The organism is Shewanella sp. DNRA4 (assembly GCF_012843185.1).
GTDB lineage: Bacteria > Pseudomonadota > Gammaproteobacteria > Enterobacterales > Shewanellaceae > Shewanella > Shewanella xiamenensis.
This window is the reverse complement of record NZ_JABAIP010000001.1, coordinates 115,431-131,573: the sequence shown is the minus strand read 5'-3', so window position 1 is coordinate 131,573 and position 16,143 is coordinate 115,431. Positions and strand designations below refer to the sequence as shown.

Sequence of the window (16,143 nt, the reverse complement as noted above, 5' to 3'; positions counted from 1 at the left end):
GGGGCCCCTTTTTTATCAGTAGTGTTAATTTGTTGTAGCATCGATTTGCGTCGAACTCTGCGCGATGCGCTGCCTTAACAGTTTAATAAATTCCCGCGGCTCACGATCTAAACTGTCATGGGGAATATAAAGATGATAGCCAAGGTGAGTGTTGAGCATCACGCAGCGATGTCCAAACATCGCCAATACGCCGCGGTATCTGTCACCATCAACCACCAAAGGGCTAAATTCAGCACCAAGATAAGTTTCTAAGGTCGCTAAATCTTCTTGCTGTGATGCGGCGGTAACAAGTAACGGCCGCTGCTCAGTCAATAATCCCGCTGCAAGCCGTAATGAAATATTATCGAGTATCGGATTTAACTGCTTTAGCTTAATACCAATATAGGAAAGCTCAATAGTATCAACTCCCTGAGTCACCCTTGGAATGTCAACCCGCTGAATATTATCCCAGTTTATCGACACTTTGCCGCGACGATGAAAATAAGTCAGCCTCTGCTCATCCATAGTCAATGTGGTGTCAGGCTCGAAAACCTTTGCAAGGCCCAATATCAATGCGATCGCACCCAAACTGAAAAACACTAAGCCCACTGCAAATAGCTCAGGTAGTATCACAAACAAGCCAAAGCCCAACACAAAGGCACAGGCACCTACAATAGTTAAAGTCAAACCATTACGTTTAGAGAGTGGACGAACCGAGACAATATCAGACTCTAAGGCCATATTTTTATTCCTGTTTTACCCAAAGCCATAAACGGCCAATGTATTCATGTAGCGCACGTTGCGAGGCGAGTAAGTTATCAGCAGTAAAACGCCAATAAAAATCGTCTCTGGCCCTAAAATCCGTTGGCGCCGCACTTGCGGTTAATCCTTTACCACTAAAAATGGCCATCGCCCGTGGCATATGGGAGGCCGAGGTGACTAATCGCACAGGCTGATTGCCAAAGCGCTCTTTAAAATAGTGCGCTTCTTCAAGGGTGTCGCGCGCGAGCGGAAATTCAATAATACGTGACGCATCGATGCCAAGTTCAACCGCAGCCTTGGCCATCACTTCAGCGTGGGGATGTTGGGTTAGCTCGCCGCCCCAACCACTAACGACTAAACTACAATCTTGACCTAACTTAAGCTGCCGAAGCCCTTCCGTTAATCTTGCCAATGCCACAGCCGATAAGGACTGTACCGCCGTAGCACCTTCAATATCCGAGTGAGCAGAACCCAGCACCATCACCACACAGGTATCCGCAATGGGAGTGGAATTAATGGGATATTGGGTCTCAAGCGGTTTCACGAGATAATCGATACTAAATTGACTGCTTAATAACAGTAGAAGGGTAAAAGCACTGGCAATCGCCCATTTTGCTAACCGCGGTTTGCGCCAAATAAACAAAGATAGCAGCAATAACAACAGGATAAATGGAACAGGCATAATTGCCTGAGAGACAACTTTTTTAATCCAAAACATGCGCTAGCGCCCAATAATCCAAAGGAGCGCAATCATAACATCAAAAGAAAGCAAAACGCATCGCCGAGGCGATGCGTTGTCACGAGTGAAAATTAAGGTTACTGGGTTATTTTTCCCATAACCAAGCGGCGCCACGCACGCCCGAAGAACAACCATAAAGATTCTGTACAACCGGTGTTCGGCATTCGCGCCCTACAACATAATGGCTTAATAATGCAGGTAATCTTGGGTAAATAGCTTCGACATTTGACATGCCGCCACCTAATACAATCGCATCAGGATCAAGTAGATTAATCACATGAGCCAGTGAGCGTGCGAGTCTATCCATATAGCGGTCAAAGGCCGATATCGCTATCTCATCCCCCTCGTCGACTAAGCTCATGATCTCTGAACCAGATTTAGCGGGCACACGTTGGACGCTTGCTGCACGACTGAGCGCCTCATTGTAATCACGAACAAAGCCAGTGCCTGAAATAAAGGTTTCGATACAATCAGGATTACCGCAAAAACAACGGGTAGTATTAAACTCCTCCTTGGTCATCCACGGCAGCGGATTATGGCCCCATTCGCCACCAATGCCATTACCACCCGCATGCACTTTACCGTTAATGGCCACACCCGCGCCGCAGCCCGTGCCAATGATCACTCCAAACACCACAGATTTACCCGCAGCAGCACCATCGACGGCTTCAGATACCGCAAAACAGTTGGCATCGTTAGCAACCCGCACTTCACGGCCGAGCAGCTCCCCTAAATGCACATCCAAGGGATGACCGTTGATCCAAGTCGAGTTGGCATTTTTAACCAGTCCAGAATAGGGGGAAATCACACCAGGGATCCCTAGCCCTACTGAGCCTTTTTCACCTAAGGTCGCTTCCGCCTCATTCACTAAATCGACGATCGCGTTAAGCGTGCCCTGATAATCCCGAGGGGTATTGATACGCTTACGAAAAACCTCATTTCCTTCGTCATTTAAGGCGACGAGTTCTATTTTTGTGCCGCCTAAATCGATGCCCATGCGTATCATGAATAAGCTTCTCCGCTATTGTTCTGCCAAGGAGTCCGCGCAGACTCGCTTGTGATTGCTCGTTATTTTGCCCAGCCAGGCGCTGTGGCAATAAAATAAGGATTTAATATGTCAGGTTTTTGATTGTAGATTAAGGGTAAACCTGAGTCATAACACACGACTTTTCCGCCTGCGCTTTCAAGTACCGCCTGCGCTGCCGCGGTGTCCCATTCGCTGGTAGGCCCCAATCTTGGATAGAGATCGGCCTTACCTTCTGCCAACATACAAAACTTCAGCGAGCTTCCCACGCTTAGCATTTCATGTTGACCAATATTGTTCAAATAATCAGCAACATCTGGGCTTAAGTGCGAACGACTGCCCACCACTATAGGCACCTGTCTTGGCATCTTACAGCCCTGAAGCGGCTGTTCTTGCTGTCCATCCTGTCGCCATGCACCTAAGTGTTTCGCCCCATAATAAGTCGTGTTCAACACTGGAGCATAAACCACACCTGCAATAGCTTCGCCTTGATGGATAAGCGCAATATTGACGGTAAACTCACCATTTCGCTTAATAAATTCCTTCGTGCCATCTAAAGGATCGATAAGCCAGTAGGTCTGCCATTGCTCACGTTCATCCCAAGGAATATCGACGGCTTCTTCTGACATCACAGCAATGCCCGCAAATTGCTCAGCTAATTGAGTGACAATCACCCTATGGGCTGCAAGATCGGCAGCAGTTACAGGACTCTCATCACTCTTTTGTGTAACAGCAATATGCTCTTGGGCGTAAATCGCCATAATGGCATCACCTGCTGCATGGGCTATATTCACTAGCCGCAACAAGTCCGCTTTAGAAAAATGCAGCGCAATCGTGGTGTTATCGGTCACTTAGTCGTCCTTTATTCAATCAGCTTTGCGGCATTATGCCATCGGCAGCCATTGAGAATTAAGAACAAATTCGTCATACATCAAGCAAAATTGACTAAGCGGGCTTAAACACCAAAGCTTAAGTCCTAAGCAACAGGCTTTAATTTTAAATAAGTCGAGTCTAAGCCAAGCAAGATACGCTGAAAAGAGTCATTCCCTAGGCTGCATTCGTATTCACCGCCTTGAAAACAAACCACATAGGATTGGAATACTGGCAAAGGCAATCCGCTTGCCTGTGAGTAACAAAAACGGCGTCTGTTTAGGGTTTTGCACCTTGTGTTATAAGGGCGTTAAGCATGCAGTTAAGTTGCACTCGCCAATCCTGCCAAACTTCAGGACATTGCATAGCGGCAAGATGGTGCTTATCCAGCGTCTGTCGCAGTTTATCGCTATTAAGCGCGCTGTAAGTCGGCCTATGTGCCAGCACATTGCCTTTCTCGAGCGCTTTAGCGGCATAGCTGAGGCTATCAATGGCAATGATGGGCACGGCTTTCTTTAATAACTTCAGAGCCAACGCTTGCTGCTGAATTTCAACTGCAAATTCATACCAACTGCATTGCCCCTGCCCTGAATAATGAAATAGCCCCGCCTCACCCGTTAGCATCAGTTGCCAGATAAGCAACGCGAGGGTATCGACCCACGTAGGTGAGCCAATTTGATCGTTTATCACTGAGAGCGGCTGAGCATTAGGCGTGGCGGCCATCAACCTCAGCATGGTTTTCACAAAATTATGCCCATCGACACCGTAAAGCCATGCGGTACGGATAACAATCGCGCGCTCACCCAAGATACGCTGCACCGCTTGCTCTCCGGCAAGCTTAGTCTTGCCATAAACGGATAATGGCGAAGGTGTCACCGTTTCACTTAAGGCATTGGCCTCAACACCCGCAAGCAGGCCGCTAAAAACATAATCACTGGAAATATGTACTAACCGCGCGCCCGTGAGCGCACATTCGGTTGCCAATAATTCTGGGCCGAGGCTATTGACGCGATAAGCCTCATCCACCGCCGTCTCAGCCTTATCGACCGCATTATAGGCCGCGCAGTTAATCACCCAGTCGGGCTTAACCTGCGCAAACACCTCAGCCACACTGTATTTATCGCTGATATCTAAGGCAGCATGCGTAAGCGGATGGAGATTAAATGCTAATCCACCATTGAGATGCATTCGGATTAATGCTTTCGCCAGTTGGCTGTGCGCGCCAGTTAAGAGCACTGTTGGTCGCGCAGGAGTGACATCCTGCATTGATTGGCTCAAGCGCCTCAAATTGCTTCATCGCGAAAGTGCGGTATAAAGTCAACAACAGTTTGATGCCCACGCAGAGTCAAAAAGTCTAACAGCGCCATGGGCGAGCGATTAAGCAGCTTATCCTTTGGATAATCAACCGCATCGATAATACTTAAGGCGCGATCAAATCCACCAAGGCTAAATGCCACATGGGAATCAGACCCCATGACTAAGGTTGCACCTAACGCTTTAGCCGCCTTAGCGATCGCGGTGCAGTTTGCTTCACTGCCCTTGCGAGACACTTCAAAGGAGGAATTATTAATTTCAAGTGCAACCCCATATTGGGCGGCAGCGGTAACGACAGCTTCAATATCAATGGGATATGCGGGGTTTCCTGGGTGAGTAATAATATCGACCTTGCCACTTTTAATCGTATTAATCATCGCCTCGGTATGGGTGGCCTTATTCGAGGGCGCAAACACGGGTTCATGGAATCCAGCCAAGACGATATCGAGCTGAGACAGATAATCGCCAAAGTAATCGATTTCACCGTCGCGATTTTTAATATTGGCTTCAATGCCGCGTAAAATGCCGACACCATCGATCATGCGCGGCAATACCCGTAAATTCACAAAATGCCAAAAATGCGGCGCATCCGCCATGGCCGGGCCATGATCTGTCGTCGCAAACAGGCGGAGCCCCTTTTGTTTTGCCACCGCAAGATAATCATGGATAGTGCTATAGGCATGGGAGGATGCCACGGTATGGGTATGGGTATCGACTGGGTACTGCATGGGTCACCTCTGTCTTTTAACTCGCATTGTAAAAAGAATTTTTAAACATCAATCTGTTACCGCTCTGCTTGTACAAGAGTCGCCAAGTCAACGACCACAGGCGGTGATATGCAACAATACCTTAGTGGAATAAAGAGAGCAGTTCATCGGCGCTACCTTGCCATGCGCCACTGCCCTTACCTTCAAGAATACTATCGGCTAAACCTTGTTTATGCTGCTGCATCTCTTGGATTTTTTCTTCGACCGTCCCCTCGGCGATAAGCTTGTAGACAAACACCGGATTTTCTTGGCCAATACGGTGTGCTCTGTCAGTGGCTTGCCTTTCGGCCGCAGGATTCCACCAAGGATCGTAATGGATAACCGTATCGGCAGCGGTCAAATTAAGCCCGGTTCCGCCCGCCTTTAAACTAATTAAAAACACTGGCGTATCGCCTTCTTGGAATTGATCAATCTGCCCCTGACGCAGCCGAGTTTGCCCAGTCAGTTTGCTGTAGTCGATCTCTAAGGATTGCAGCAATTCTTCAATCAAAATCAGCATGCTAGTAAATTGGCTGAAGATTAAAATTTTGCGTCCTTCCTGCACCATTTCCGGCAAGTTTTGGCTAAGCCAGTTAAGCTTGGCGTTATTTTTAACTTTTTGTGCCTGTTCGAGTTTTACTAATCGCGGATCGCAGCAGGCTTGGCGCAATTTGAGCAAGGCATCTAAAAACTCGATATGGCTGCCCGCCACGCCTTGGCTTGCAAACAATTCTCGAATTTTTTTCTCCATACTTAAGCGAATACTCTCGTACAGATTGCGTTGATCTTTCTCAAGCTCAAGAGTTTGATAAATTTCGGTTTTAGGCGGAAGTTCAGTCACTACCTCCGTCTTAGTTCGTCTGAGCACAAAGGGCGCAATGCGTTGACTCAACACTTTTGCCTGCTCGCTATCGCCGTAACGCTCAATCCGATAACGAAATGCCTTATTAAAATAAGCCGTTGTCCCAAGGAGTCCTGGCAAACAAAAATCCATTAAGGATTTGAGTTCTCCTAAATGGTTTTCAAGAGGCGTCCCCGTAAGGCAGAGTTTAAAAGGCGCCTGCAGCGCTTTAATGATCTGACTGACTTTAGCTTGAGCATTTTTAATCTGCTGTGCTTCATCAAGCACTATGTGCTCAAAAGGTTGTGCCTGGTAAAAATCGTTATCCCTCACCATTAACGGATAGGTAGTAACAACCACATCAAACTCACTTAACCGTGCCAAAAGCGGCCCGCGCTGTGCGCCATGGATCACCGCCAGTGTTAACGAAGGTGCAAATTTTGCCGCCTCCTTTGCCCAGTTCCCGACCAAACTGGTGGGGCAAATAATTAAACTGGGTAGATGAGGGCCAGCCGCGGACTTAAGCTGTTTTTGCTTCAACAGGAATGCCAAAGTTTGAATGGTTTTACCCAATCCCATATCGTCCGCTAAAATGCCACCTAGTTGATATTCCTTTAAAAAACATAGCCAATTTAAGCCCTGTTGCTGATAGGAACGAAGTTTTGCCTGTAATTGGGTTGGCGCAGTAACCGCAACAACACCAGTAAATTGTTCTAATTTGGCAGCAAGTTGGCGCACCCGCTCACCATTGAGCAAGCTGATATCACTCTGGGCTAACTCATTGAGTAAATGTGCCCGATATTTAGGTAAGGCGATACTGTTGCCGCGGTGCTGTTCAAACAGCTCTAAAATAATGCTCATCAAGGGTTTGATAACACTGGCTTTAATTTTAAGCCACTCACCATTTGGGCTGGGTAGCAATAGCTCAGCATCATCGGCTGACTCACCGTGTTGTTTTAACCAAGTGGCCACCAGCGGCAACATGGGTAACCGCTGCCCATTGATATCCGCATGCAAAGACAAGGAAAACCAGCCCTCTTTACTGTCATCCAGCTCAACGGTTAACGGCGTGTCGACTACCTTAAGGCTAAACTCGGACGCCAATAACACCTCAACACCTTGGGCTTGTAATCTTGGCACGTCTTCCTCGATAAAGTGCAACCACTCCCGAATCGCCTCGGGCAACGCACCTAAGCGCCAGTGGCAGGCTAAACTGCTAAGATCAAATACAAAACGAGTAAATCCAAGCGTTTGCAGAACCTCAACCGCCGCTTGCTCTTCGTCCAACGCACGGTTAATTTGATAGGTCGTTCCGCCTTGGGTCACAAGGGTTAAGGCTTCTTTAGCTGCATTACCACTCAAAACGACATCACCATAGATAAATGCCAAGGTCACATAGGGCTGATTAATATCAACAGCTTGAATATGTGGCGCTGTTGTCTTGAGTTGGGTCGTATTAGGTACAGTAGCATTTGCCTGAGTCGATGCCGCCGAAAGCATATTCAGGCTCAACCGAACCCGAAGTTTATCCCGTAGTTCGACAAAATTGATGGCACTTGGTAGCGGCACTGTGCGCGCTGAAAAATGTTTAATCAGTTTATGACTCACCACCTCAACCTGCGTGCGAGGCACGGGTGGCATTTGGCTGAGTAGGCGCAATTTTTCAATACTGATATCGGTGTCGATAAGACCAATTTGAAAGTAATCGAGTTCGATATAATACGCAGGCTCGGTTGGCACAAGCTCCCAATTATCTCGCTTGGGCAAAACAAGGCGCATTTGCTTGTGTTCACTATCAATATCCTGCCAAATAAACTGTGGCGTAATGGCATCGCCCGCGGTCAATGCGAGGCGACTTTCCTCCCAAAAACAACGTTCGGTCGCGAGCATTTTCTCAAGCGCAACCGCACCTAACTGCGCCTTAAGATAGAGCCGCGATGCACCATGGCGCCTCGTAGACATCATCAGATTGATGATCAGCACATCCTCGGCACCAATCCATGCAGGCATATAATATTGCACATCCGAGAGTGCAATTTTGGAACCCTTGTTATAACCGCCCTTCTTCCCAAGCTTGCCGCGCCTAAGCTCGATAAACACTCCATTATCGTCCTTTGAGAGGATATACAGCACCCGATCATCGTAGAGGGACTCAACATCATTCAAACGAGGATCATCGGCATCATCGAGTAGATGTAACCATTGGGCGATTCGTTGATCCTCAACCGTTTTATCAGTGAGCAAGCTATACAGTACCGCAGCCATATGCTTGCAATGTCCCGTGGCGGGACAAGAGCAAAAACCGTTCATGATGAGCTTATGATTGACGCTGACTAAACGTATATCTTGACGATAGGGCGAAGTTTCACTGCCCGCTACCGAGCCTTCAATATGGCGAAAATCGGCATTGGCTTTTGCACTTAACACCTTCCCCTGCATCACATAATCACGGGCACGCATCAAGGTCGGCGGCGTGAATAAGGACTCAATTGCCGTTTGAGTCAATTGAATGGGCTCTTGGGGGGGAAAGCGATTCATCAGCAAAACCTTGAAACTCAAAAATCCCTTTACGGACAATAAACCACGATTGTCAAAGGCATTTATCAACGTGTAAGGGGGAATTGTATTGAAACCGGGTGGGGAAAGCCAGAAGACGAATCACTTACGTGAGCGGGATATATCCCCGCAGACCATTCCTGCGGGGATGTGCCAACTAAAGTCACCTCAACTTAGGCTTGACGACGCTTATCAGCAATATAGCGATCAACCAATTTTTCTAAAATATCTAAGGGAACAGCGCCATTTTTAAGCAGCACATCGTGAAAATCGCGCAAATCAAATTTGTCCCCAAGAGCTTGTTTCGACTTTTCCCGCAGTTCGAGGATCTTCATCATCCCCACCTTATAGGCTGTCGCTTGGCCGGGCATCACAATATAACGCTCAATTTCAGCGGTCACATCGCGATCTGACATTCCAGTATTTTTCTTCATATAGTCAATGGCTTGTTCCCTCGTCCAACGACTATGGTGAATACCTGTATCAACAACAAGGCGCACAGCTCTAAACAACTCCGCCTGCAAACGACCAATATTATCGAAGGGATCTTGTTGGAAACCGAGCTCCCAAGCTAAACGCTCACTATAGAGTGCCCAGCCTTCAATATAAGCGGTAAAAGGTGCCATCTTACGAATAAGTGGTTGCCCTTCAAGTTCCATTGCAACTGCAACCTGAAAATGATGTCCGGGGATCCCCTCATGGTAGGCTAAGGTACGCATGCCGTATTTAGGTGTTGCTTTGATATCAAAGAGGTTGGCATAAAAACGTCCTGGACGGCTGCCGTCAATCGCCGGTTGCTGATAATAAGCGCCAGGAGCCGTTTTCTCTTTAAATTCAGGAATACGCACCACTTCCATTCCCGCCTTTGGACGGATACGAAATGCGTTGTCGAGTCCGGCATTGATCTCGTCGAGGATTTTTTGATAATCCACTAGGATCTGCGCTCTGCCAGCATCGGTGTCTTCATAGTAAAATTTAGGATCGGCGGCCAAGGCCTCAATCGCCACCGAAAATCCTTGGCTTGTATCGTATCCTTGTGCAGACAAGATGGTCATGATTTCACCTTGGATACGGCTCACCTCGGCCAAGCCTTTAGCATGGATCTCATCGGCGGTGTAATTTGTCGTAGTAAAGAACTTCAACAGCTGTTCATAGGCGACATTCCCATTAGGCAAAGCCCAATAACCATCATCCGTGCCTGCTTTAGTCTGTAACTCAGTAAAATAATCAATGAAGAGTCGATACGCTGGCTGCACGTAAGCTTCAATATTGGTTTTTGCGGTGGCAAGCAAACGCGCCTGTTCATCGCTGCTAATCTGAGTTTCTGCTAATTTGGTTTTAAAGGAGCTGTAGAGAATATTGTCTTCAACTGGCGCACTGATAAAGTCATTCATTTCAGTAAGCACCCGCTCAATCACAAACTTAGGCGGAATAATGCCCTTAGCTTCTCGAAGTTTGAGCCCTTCTAAGGTTTGTCCAAACTTAGTCTTCACCGCAATTAAGCGCGAGAGGTAATTTTCAGCATCATCAACCGAATGGATTTGATGCTGCGCCTGCATAAAGCTTGGGTAACCATTTTGCACACCAAACAACTGATTCACCGTATAGTTATGATAGCGATAGGGTTCGGCCGCGAGGGCAAAATCCGCCAGATACAATGCAATATCCTTCGAAATACGCTGATTATCATCGAGATCAGCGTCTTGGTAACTCAGTAATGTGTCTCTTAACGCACGGACTTGAGTAAAGGTTTTGTCCATGGCTTCAGGGCTATCATCGTCGAGCAGGGCGTTATGCCCCGTAATCCCAACAGATTCTAAAAATCCTAAGGATGTTAACGTCTCAGGACTTTCAAAGGCCATTTTTACGACGCTTCTATCTAAAAATGCGCGAAAGAAAAATGGCTTTTTGGCAAACCATTCATGGGCGGCAACTGCCATCAACAATAGCAATATGGCTAAAATGCCAAGCCCAATGCGTTTTAATACTGTTTTCAATATTGATGCTCCACAGGTCATTATTGTCAAAGTTCGATGGGAAAACTTCCCAATACGAAAAACAATACCACCATCACAAATAGGCAACAATTTAATAACGTAACGAAAAGTGACAAATAAATAAGCCACCTTCTAAATGTTTAGCACCACTTTTTATAGTGCGATTAAACTTACAGGAATAATTATTTCAATCTGGCTTCAGTGACACAATCAAACACTATCCATATGAATAAAAACAATAAAAAATTATCCCCATCAAATATTCGAACTAAAAACCCCTAATAGATATGCCCTAGTTAAAAATAAAGCTATACAAAAAGTGGGAGTATGCTATTCTGCGTCCTGGCCTGTGAGTCAGACCTATTTATAAGCAATATTATGTATTTGAAAACCTTCGCTGCACCCGGTATTTGTTTGCTGTCATGAAGCTTTCCACTCATAACTTATCATCAATGTAAATAATTCTATTTCTGGCTAATTTCACGCATTGTTGCGAATTATTTTTTTGAAAATTTTGGAGACATTCATGTCTAAAACTACTGGTGTAGTAAAATGGTTTAACGAAGACAAAGGTTTTGGTTTTATTTCCCCTGATAACGGTGGCGCTGACGCATTCGTTCACTTCCGCGCAATCGTATCTGATGGCTTTAAAACCCTTGCTGAAGGTCAAAAGGTTTCTTACGAAGTCGAACAAGGCCAAAAAGGTCCTCAAGCTGCGAACGTTGTTGTTCTGTAATTAACTTCCCGCAAGGGATTAATTAACAACAAGTTTACAGACAAAATGCCGACTCAGTGTCGGCATTTTTTATTGGTGCGTTTTATCCTATTGATTGATGTTCTCATTAAACCTACTAGCCCTGCAGTAATTTCGCTTCTGCATTTTCTACTCTTCTCGGTTTGCCGACGATGAGGAGAATATCCCCCGCTCGAAATACCCAATGCGATGCAGGATGCTCAATTTCTTGACCATTACGACGTATAGCCCTCAACTCTACCCGCAGTGATTCCCAATCAATATCCGCCACTTGCTTACCAACGGCATTTGCACCGCGGTGCAGCAGCACTGCATGCAAAGATTCTAAAGTGAAATCCGTCTCTGTACCCGAGAAAAAGCCATGTAAAAATTGATAATGATTACGCCGCTCCGACTCTAACCGCTTGAGGATCCGTGCTAATGGCACTCCGCATTGATGCAAAACCTGCGAAACTAACATCAAACTTCCTTCTAAGGTTTCTGGGATGACTTGATTGGCCCCCGCCTTTTGTAATAAGTCTAACTCGCTGTCATCGCGGGTTCTGACCAAAATGTTAGCTTCAGGAGCCAGTTGCCGGCATAAGGGTAAGGCGTCTTCTAAACTGCGGGATTCGCTAAAGGTGATCACTATCATTTTGGCATGCTTAATACCAATCTGTTTGAGAATGGCCCGCTTACACACATCACCAAAGTAAATTGGCTCCCCAGCTCTACGCGCCTCAGAAACCCTTGTGGGATCAAGATCGAGCACCACATAAGGCACGGCTTCGGTCTTTAAAAAACGCGCAATGGTTTGCCCCACGCGCCCATACCCCAAAATCACCACTAAATCATGGTCGTCGGATACCACGGGGACGACATCATCTACATGCGTTGACTGGCGGATCCCCAATAACCACTTTGCAATATCCACACTGTGACGCACCAACCAAGGGGCGATACTCATCGATAATACCGCCACCATTACCAGCATAGTACTGATCTCATTACTCAGTAACCCATAGCTAACGGCGAGCGCGAGTACCACAAAACTAAATTCCCCTACCTGCGCCAAGCTTAAGGCTGTGCTAATCGCAATCCTAAAGGGCTCACCCACTAAGCGTAATAATCCATGGATAATAAGTGCCTTACCAAACACAACCGCGAGCAGAACCAATAGAATTTGCCACCAAAACTGAATAACCAATCCAAAATCTAGCATCATGCCGATAGAAATAAAAAATAGCCCCATTAATAGATCGCGAAAGGGGCGAATATCCGCCTCGAGCTGACGACGATATTGACTCTCACCAAGCAGCATCCCCGCCATAAATGCCCCTAAGGCCATCGATAATCCTAACCACTGGGTAAATGCGCCCGTGACCAAGGCGACCACTAATGTTGAAAGAACAAAGAGTTCATTTGAGCGCGACCTTGCCACCTCATCAAACAGCCTGGGTAAAGCCCACTTCCCCAAAGCCATTAAGAAAAAGAAGGCGAGAATCCCCTTGAGTAACGCCCAAGCGATAGAGGCTAACATTAAGGGTTCATCACTCTGTCCGAGTAATGGCAGTAGAATCAGCAGCGGCACTACCGCTAAATCCTGAAATAACAATACACTGACAGATAGTTCGCCATGACGACGCCTCAGCCAGCCCTGCTCATTGAGCAGTTTAAGCACTATGGCGGTAGATGAAAGCGCAATTGCAGCGCCGATAACTAGTGATTCAATCCAATTCAACCCACAGGCTAACGCCACTAGCATAGTCAAGACAGTGGTGACGAGCACCTGGGCACTGCCTAAACCAAACACGGTTCTGCGCATCGCCCATAAGCGGGGTACCGAAAACTCAAGCCCTAGGGTAAACATCAACAGCACTACCCCAAGCTCGGCGACAGACTGCATTTGCTGCTGAGTAAACCAATGAAAGCCACTCGGCCCACTAAGTACTCCTGTTAACAAATACGCCAAAATAGCTGGCAAACCGATACGCCTAAGTAGCGCAATCGCAACGATCGCAATGACTAACATCAGCAGAATTTGAATCAAGAAACCATGTTCCATAAACGCACTAGCTCCTGTCAAATTACTGGCATGTTAAAAATTATAACGATGAGCTTTAAGCTTAACTGAGTGACAAGTAAAGACAAATTTAATTGGCAAATATAACGGCACACATATTGCTTAACCAAGGTAACAGTTTTTATCGCCATTTCATTTGCTGGGGTAATCATAATGGACTTTGGCTTAGCGACCACGTTATATCCCGATGAATATAACTATCAAACAGAGGCATATAGCCCGACATCCGCGCCGTTGGATCTGGTGCAAGTTATCCAGCAACTGCATGCTAGTTTAGATCCGCGGACAGTCTTTGCCTGCTACGGCAAAGTGCTGGGACAACATCTGCCTATACAAGGGGTTCGACTACAATCTGAGCAATATAAATTAAGCTGGGGTAAACGTTATGGGATTAGCCTTAAACGGCAGATCATTTGCGGTGGGACACCAGTTACACTGCAGTATCAACTATTAACGCCGCTAACGCCCTCACAGAGCATCAGCTTGCAAGAAATAGAGCCGCTCTTGTTACAACCATTGCTGAATGCCATGCAGTACCAAGAAATGTCGATGCAGGCTATGTTTGACTCCCTAACGGGTCTTGGAAATCGTCACTATTACAGCCAAAGCCTGAAAAACGCGGTGGCTAGGGCTCACAGAAAACAGGGAACGGTGTCACTTATTGTGTTGGATTTGGATAATTTTAAGCAGCTTAACGATAAGTATGGTCACAAATGCGGTGACTATATTTTGAAGGAGTTTGGTGACATTATCCGTAGCAGTATCCGTAGTACAGATCAGGCTTTCCGCATCGGCGGCGATGAGTTTGTGGTCATAGTACAAGGTAATATTCATGCCGCGGGTTTACTGTGTGAGCGTATCGTCACTGCAACCAATGCCAATACCAGCTTCCATCAATTTGGCGTGAGCAGTAGCCTTGGGGCGGCTGAGGCGAGCGACACGATGGAAGCCGAACAACTCTATGAGCAGGCTGATAAAACTTTGTATCAAGCCAAAGCCTCGGGGCGTAATTGCTACAAGTTAAGCCCGGCCCAACTGTCTTAATCGAGCATGGATGCTGCTCACTGGCGATAAAGCATGGCAAATAGACTTTGCTATCCGATCGCATTCCCATCAAACTTAAGCCCGATATCATCCCCTTGGGCACAAAATGCCTTTTCGACCCAGAGACCAAAGGCCATCACCAGCTTATCGTTGTAGAACACGAATCCTACATCAGTACGTAACCATGGCGGCACAGCGCATTCTTGCCATAACTTTTTCAGCTCGCGTCCCTTATCGCGAAAATGCGGCTGACAGCGAAATTGCCCAGGCAAGCCATAACGTAGACTCACCACTTCATCGGCGTTAGGTAAACGCAGCCGAGGGCCTGTGGTAACCAACGCAAATGGCACAATCTTGTCTTCAACCATTGCTGATGCTTGAGTCAATAAGGTCAGAATCTCTTGATGTAGGTCGCGCGCTGTAATGTGGGGCGCAGTAGATAGGGTTTCTCCACTATCCAGATAAAGCATCCCGGCAAAGCGGCGCAGTACACAGTCATTAATGCGGATATGGACCTTAGCATCCTCTTTAGCGTGGATTAATTGCTGCAACATTTGCTGCAACTGCACGTAGGATGGCAGTGAAAATCCTTGGGACTCAATAAAGCCCCGCAGCAGTATCCCTTGCCATTCAATCGGTTGCGATGCTAACTCCGTCAGCTTAAGGACGGTTTGCCCAATTACAGGCGCCTTGGTTAACAGCTTAGGTAAACGCTCACTGACCTCAGTTTCTACTATGGCTTGCTGCTCGGCACAAAGCTGGGCACTGCGACTGGCAGTTGTGGCGATACTTGGCCAGCGCGCTTTTAGGCGTGGGATAATCTCGAGGCGAAGAAAGTTACGATCGTACTTATCATCTTGATTACTCTCATCATCGATATGGACTAAATGTTGCGCTTTGGCAAAGGCTTCAATCATCTCGCGGCTAATATCAAGCAAAGGACGCACTTGTAAGCACGATCCTTTGCCTGCTAATGAGAGTGGCTGAATGTGCCCCATGGCCGCTAACCCCTTAGGGCCTTGACCGCGTTTTAGGGCTAACAGAATTGTCTCGAGTTGATCATCTTCATGGTGAGCGGTTAGTAAGATATCCTGCGGATTAAGATGCGCTAAAATCGCCTGATAACGCGCTTTTCGCGCTGCAGCCTCAACGCTTACCCGAGGACCAAGCTCGAGTTGCACCCGTTCTACCGTCACAGGTAAACCATACAGGGCCGCGCGTTCTTGACAATGCTTGGCCCAAGCATCGGCATTAGGGCTCAAGCCATGGTGTACATAAATCAATTGATAGCGTAAATCAGGACGCTGTTTAGCATATTCACTTAAGCCGTAGGCGAGCACTTCGGAATCGACTCCGCCACTGTAAGCGAGGACTAACTTGCTCCCCGCTTGGAGGGGTAAGCTATCTAAACATCGCGCTATATGAACACTTAAATCCTGCGCCGCCATCTTCTTC

At 47.0% G+C, this 16,143-nt stretch carries 12 protein-coding genes; 2 read left to right on the top strand and 10 right to left on the bottom strand.

Going from position 1 to position 16,143, the window contains the following annotated elements; all coding sequences use genetic code 11:
• Positions 1-24: 24 nt before the first annotated feature.
• The 8 genes from HG547_RS00525 to HG547_RS00490 all read right to left on the bottom strand — a co-directional run bounded on the left by HG547_RS00525 (position 25) and on the right by HG547_RS00490 (position 10,828).
• Positions 25-720: a DUF2982 domain-containing protein gene (locus tag HG547_RS00525; RefSeq protein WP_169546566.1), complete on the bottom strand. Its 696-nt coding sequence runs from the start codon at positions 718-720 to the stop codon at positions 25-27.
• 4 nt (positions 721-724) lie between these two features.
• Positions 725-1,459 (bottom strand): YdcF family protein, encoded by a 735-nt coding sequence (locus tag HG547_RS00520; protein WP_248278668.1) that lies wholly within the window; start codon positions 1,457-1,459, stop codon positions 725-727.
• Positions 1,460-1,565: 106 nt separating this feature from the next.
• Complete coding sequence (gene mak, locus HG547_RS00515) at positions 1,566-2,486, bottom strand: fructokinase (RefSeq protein ID WP_169546565.1); 921 nt, start codon at positions 2,484-2,486, stop codon at positions 1,566-1,568.
• Positions 2,487-2,548: 62 nt separating this feature from the next.
• Positions 2,549-3,355 (bottom strand): 3'(2'),5'-bisphosphate nucleotidase CysQ, encoded by an 807-nt coding sequence (gene cysQ / locus HG547_RS00510; RefSeq protein ID WP_169546564.1) that lies wholly within the window; start codon positions 3,353-3,355, stop codon positions 2,549-2,551.
• Positions 3,356-3,653: 298 nt separating this feature from the next.
• Positions 3,654-4,652, bottom strand: coding sequence for a dTDP-4-dehydrorhamnose reductase (gene rfbD, locus HG547_RS00505; RefSeq protein WP_248278667.1), 999 nt, complete (start codon positions 4,650-4,652; stop codon positions 3,654-3,656).
• A gap of 5 nt (positions 4,653-4,657) precedes the next feature.
• Positions 4,658-5,416: a phosphatase gene (locus HG547_RS00500; protein ID WP_169546563.1), complete on the bottom strand. Its 759-nt coding sequence runs from the start codon at positions 5,414-5,416 to the stop codon at positions 4,658-4,660.
• 121 nt (positions 5,417-5,537) lie between these two features.
• A complete protein-coding gene (locus tag HG547_RS00495; RefSeq protein WP_169546562.1) occupies positions 5,538-8,813 on the bottom strand; it encodes an SNF2-related protein in 3,276 nt (1,091 codons plus the stop codon).
• A 191-nt stretch (positions 8,814-9,004) separates the two neighbouring features.
• The gene (locus HG547_RS00490; RefSeq protein WP_169546561.1) at positions 9,005-10,828 is read right to left on the bottom strand and encodes a DUF885 domain-containing protein; all 1,824 of its coding nucleotides are present in this window, start codon (positions 10,826-10,828) and stop codon (positions 9,005-9,007) included.
• A 526-nt stretch (positions 10,829-11,354) separates the two neighbouring features.
• Between HG547_RS00490 and HG547_RS00485 the strand changes: the two genes are divergently transcribed.
• Positions 11,355-11,564 carry a cold-shock protein gene (locus HG547_RS00485; RefSeq protein WP_011071803.1) on the top strand — a complete coding sequence of 70 codons (210 nt, stop codon included), beginning with the start codon at positions 11,355-11,357 and terminating at the stop codon, positions 11,562-11,564.
• Positions 11,565-11,679: 115 nt separating this feature from the next.
• Here the strand turns inward: HG547_RS00485 and HG547_RS00480 are convergent, their stop codons facing one another.
• Positions 11,680-13,626, bottom strand: coding sequence for a monovalent cation:proton antiporter family protein (locus HG547_RS00480; protein WP_169546560.1), 1,947 nt, complete (start codon positions 13,624-13,626; stop codon positions 11,680-11,682).
• Positions 13,627-13,797: 171 nt separating this feature from the next.
• Here HG547_RS00480 and HG547_RS00475 point away from each other — a divergent pair, with 171 nt between their 5' ends.
• Positions 13,798-14,688: a GGDEF domain-containing protein gene (locus tag HG547_RS00475; RefSeq protein ID WP_099457824.1), complete on the top strand. Its 891-nt coding sequence runs from the start codon at positions 13,798-13,800 to the stop codon at positions 14,686-14,688.
• Between the two features lie 50 nt (positions 14,689-14,738).
• Here HG547_RS00475 and tilS read toward each other — a convergent pair whose 3' ends face one another.
• Entirely contained in the window at positions 14,739-16,136 is a 1,398-nt protein-coding gene (gene tilS / locus HG547_RS00470) for a tRNA lysidine(34) synthetase TilS (protein WP_169546794.1), read from the bottom strand.
• Positions 16,137-16,143 lie beyond the last annotated feature (7 nt).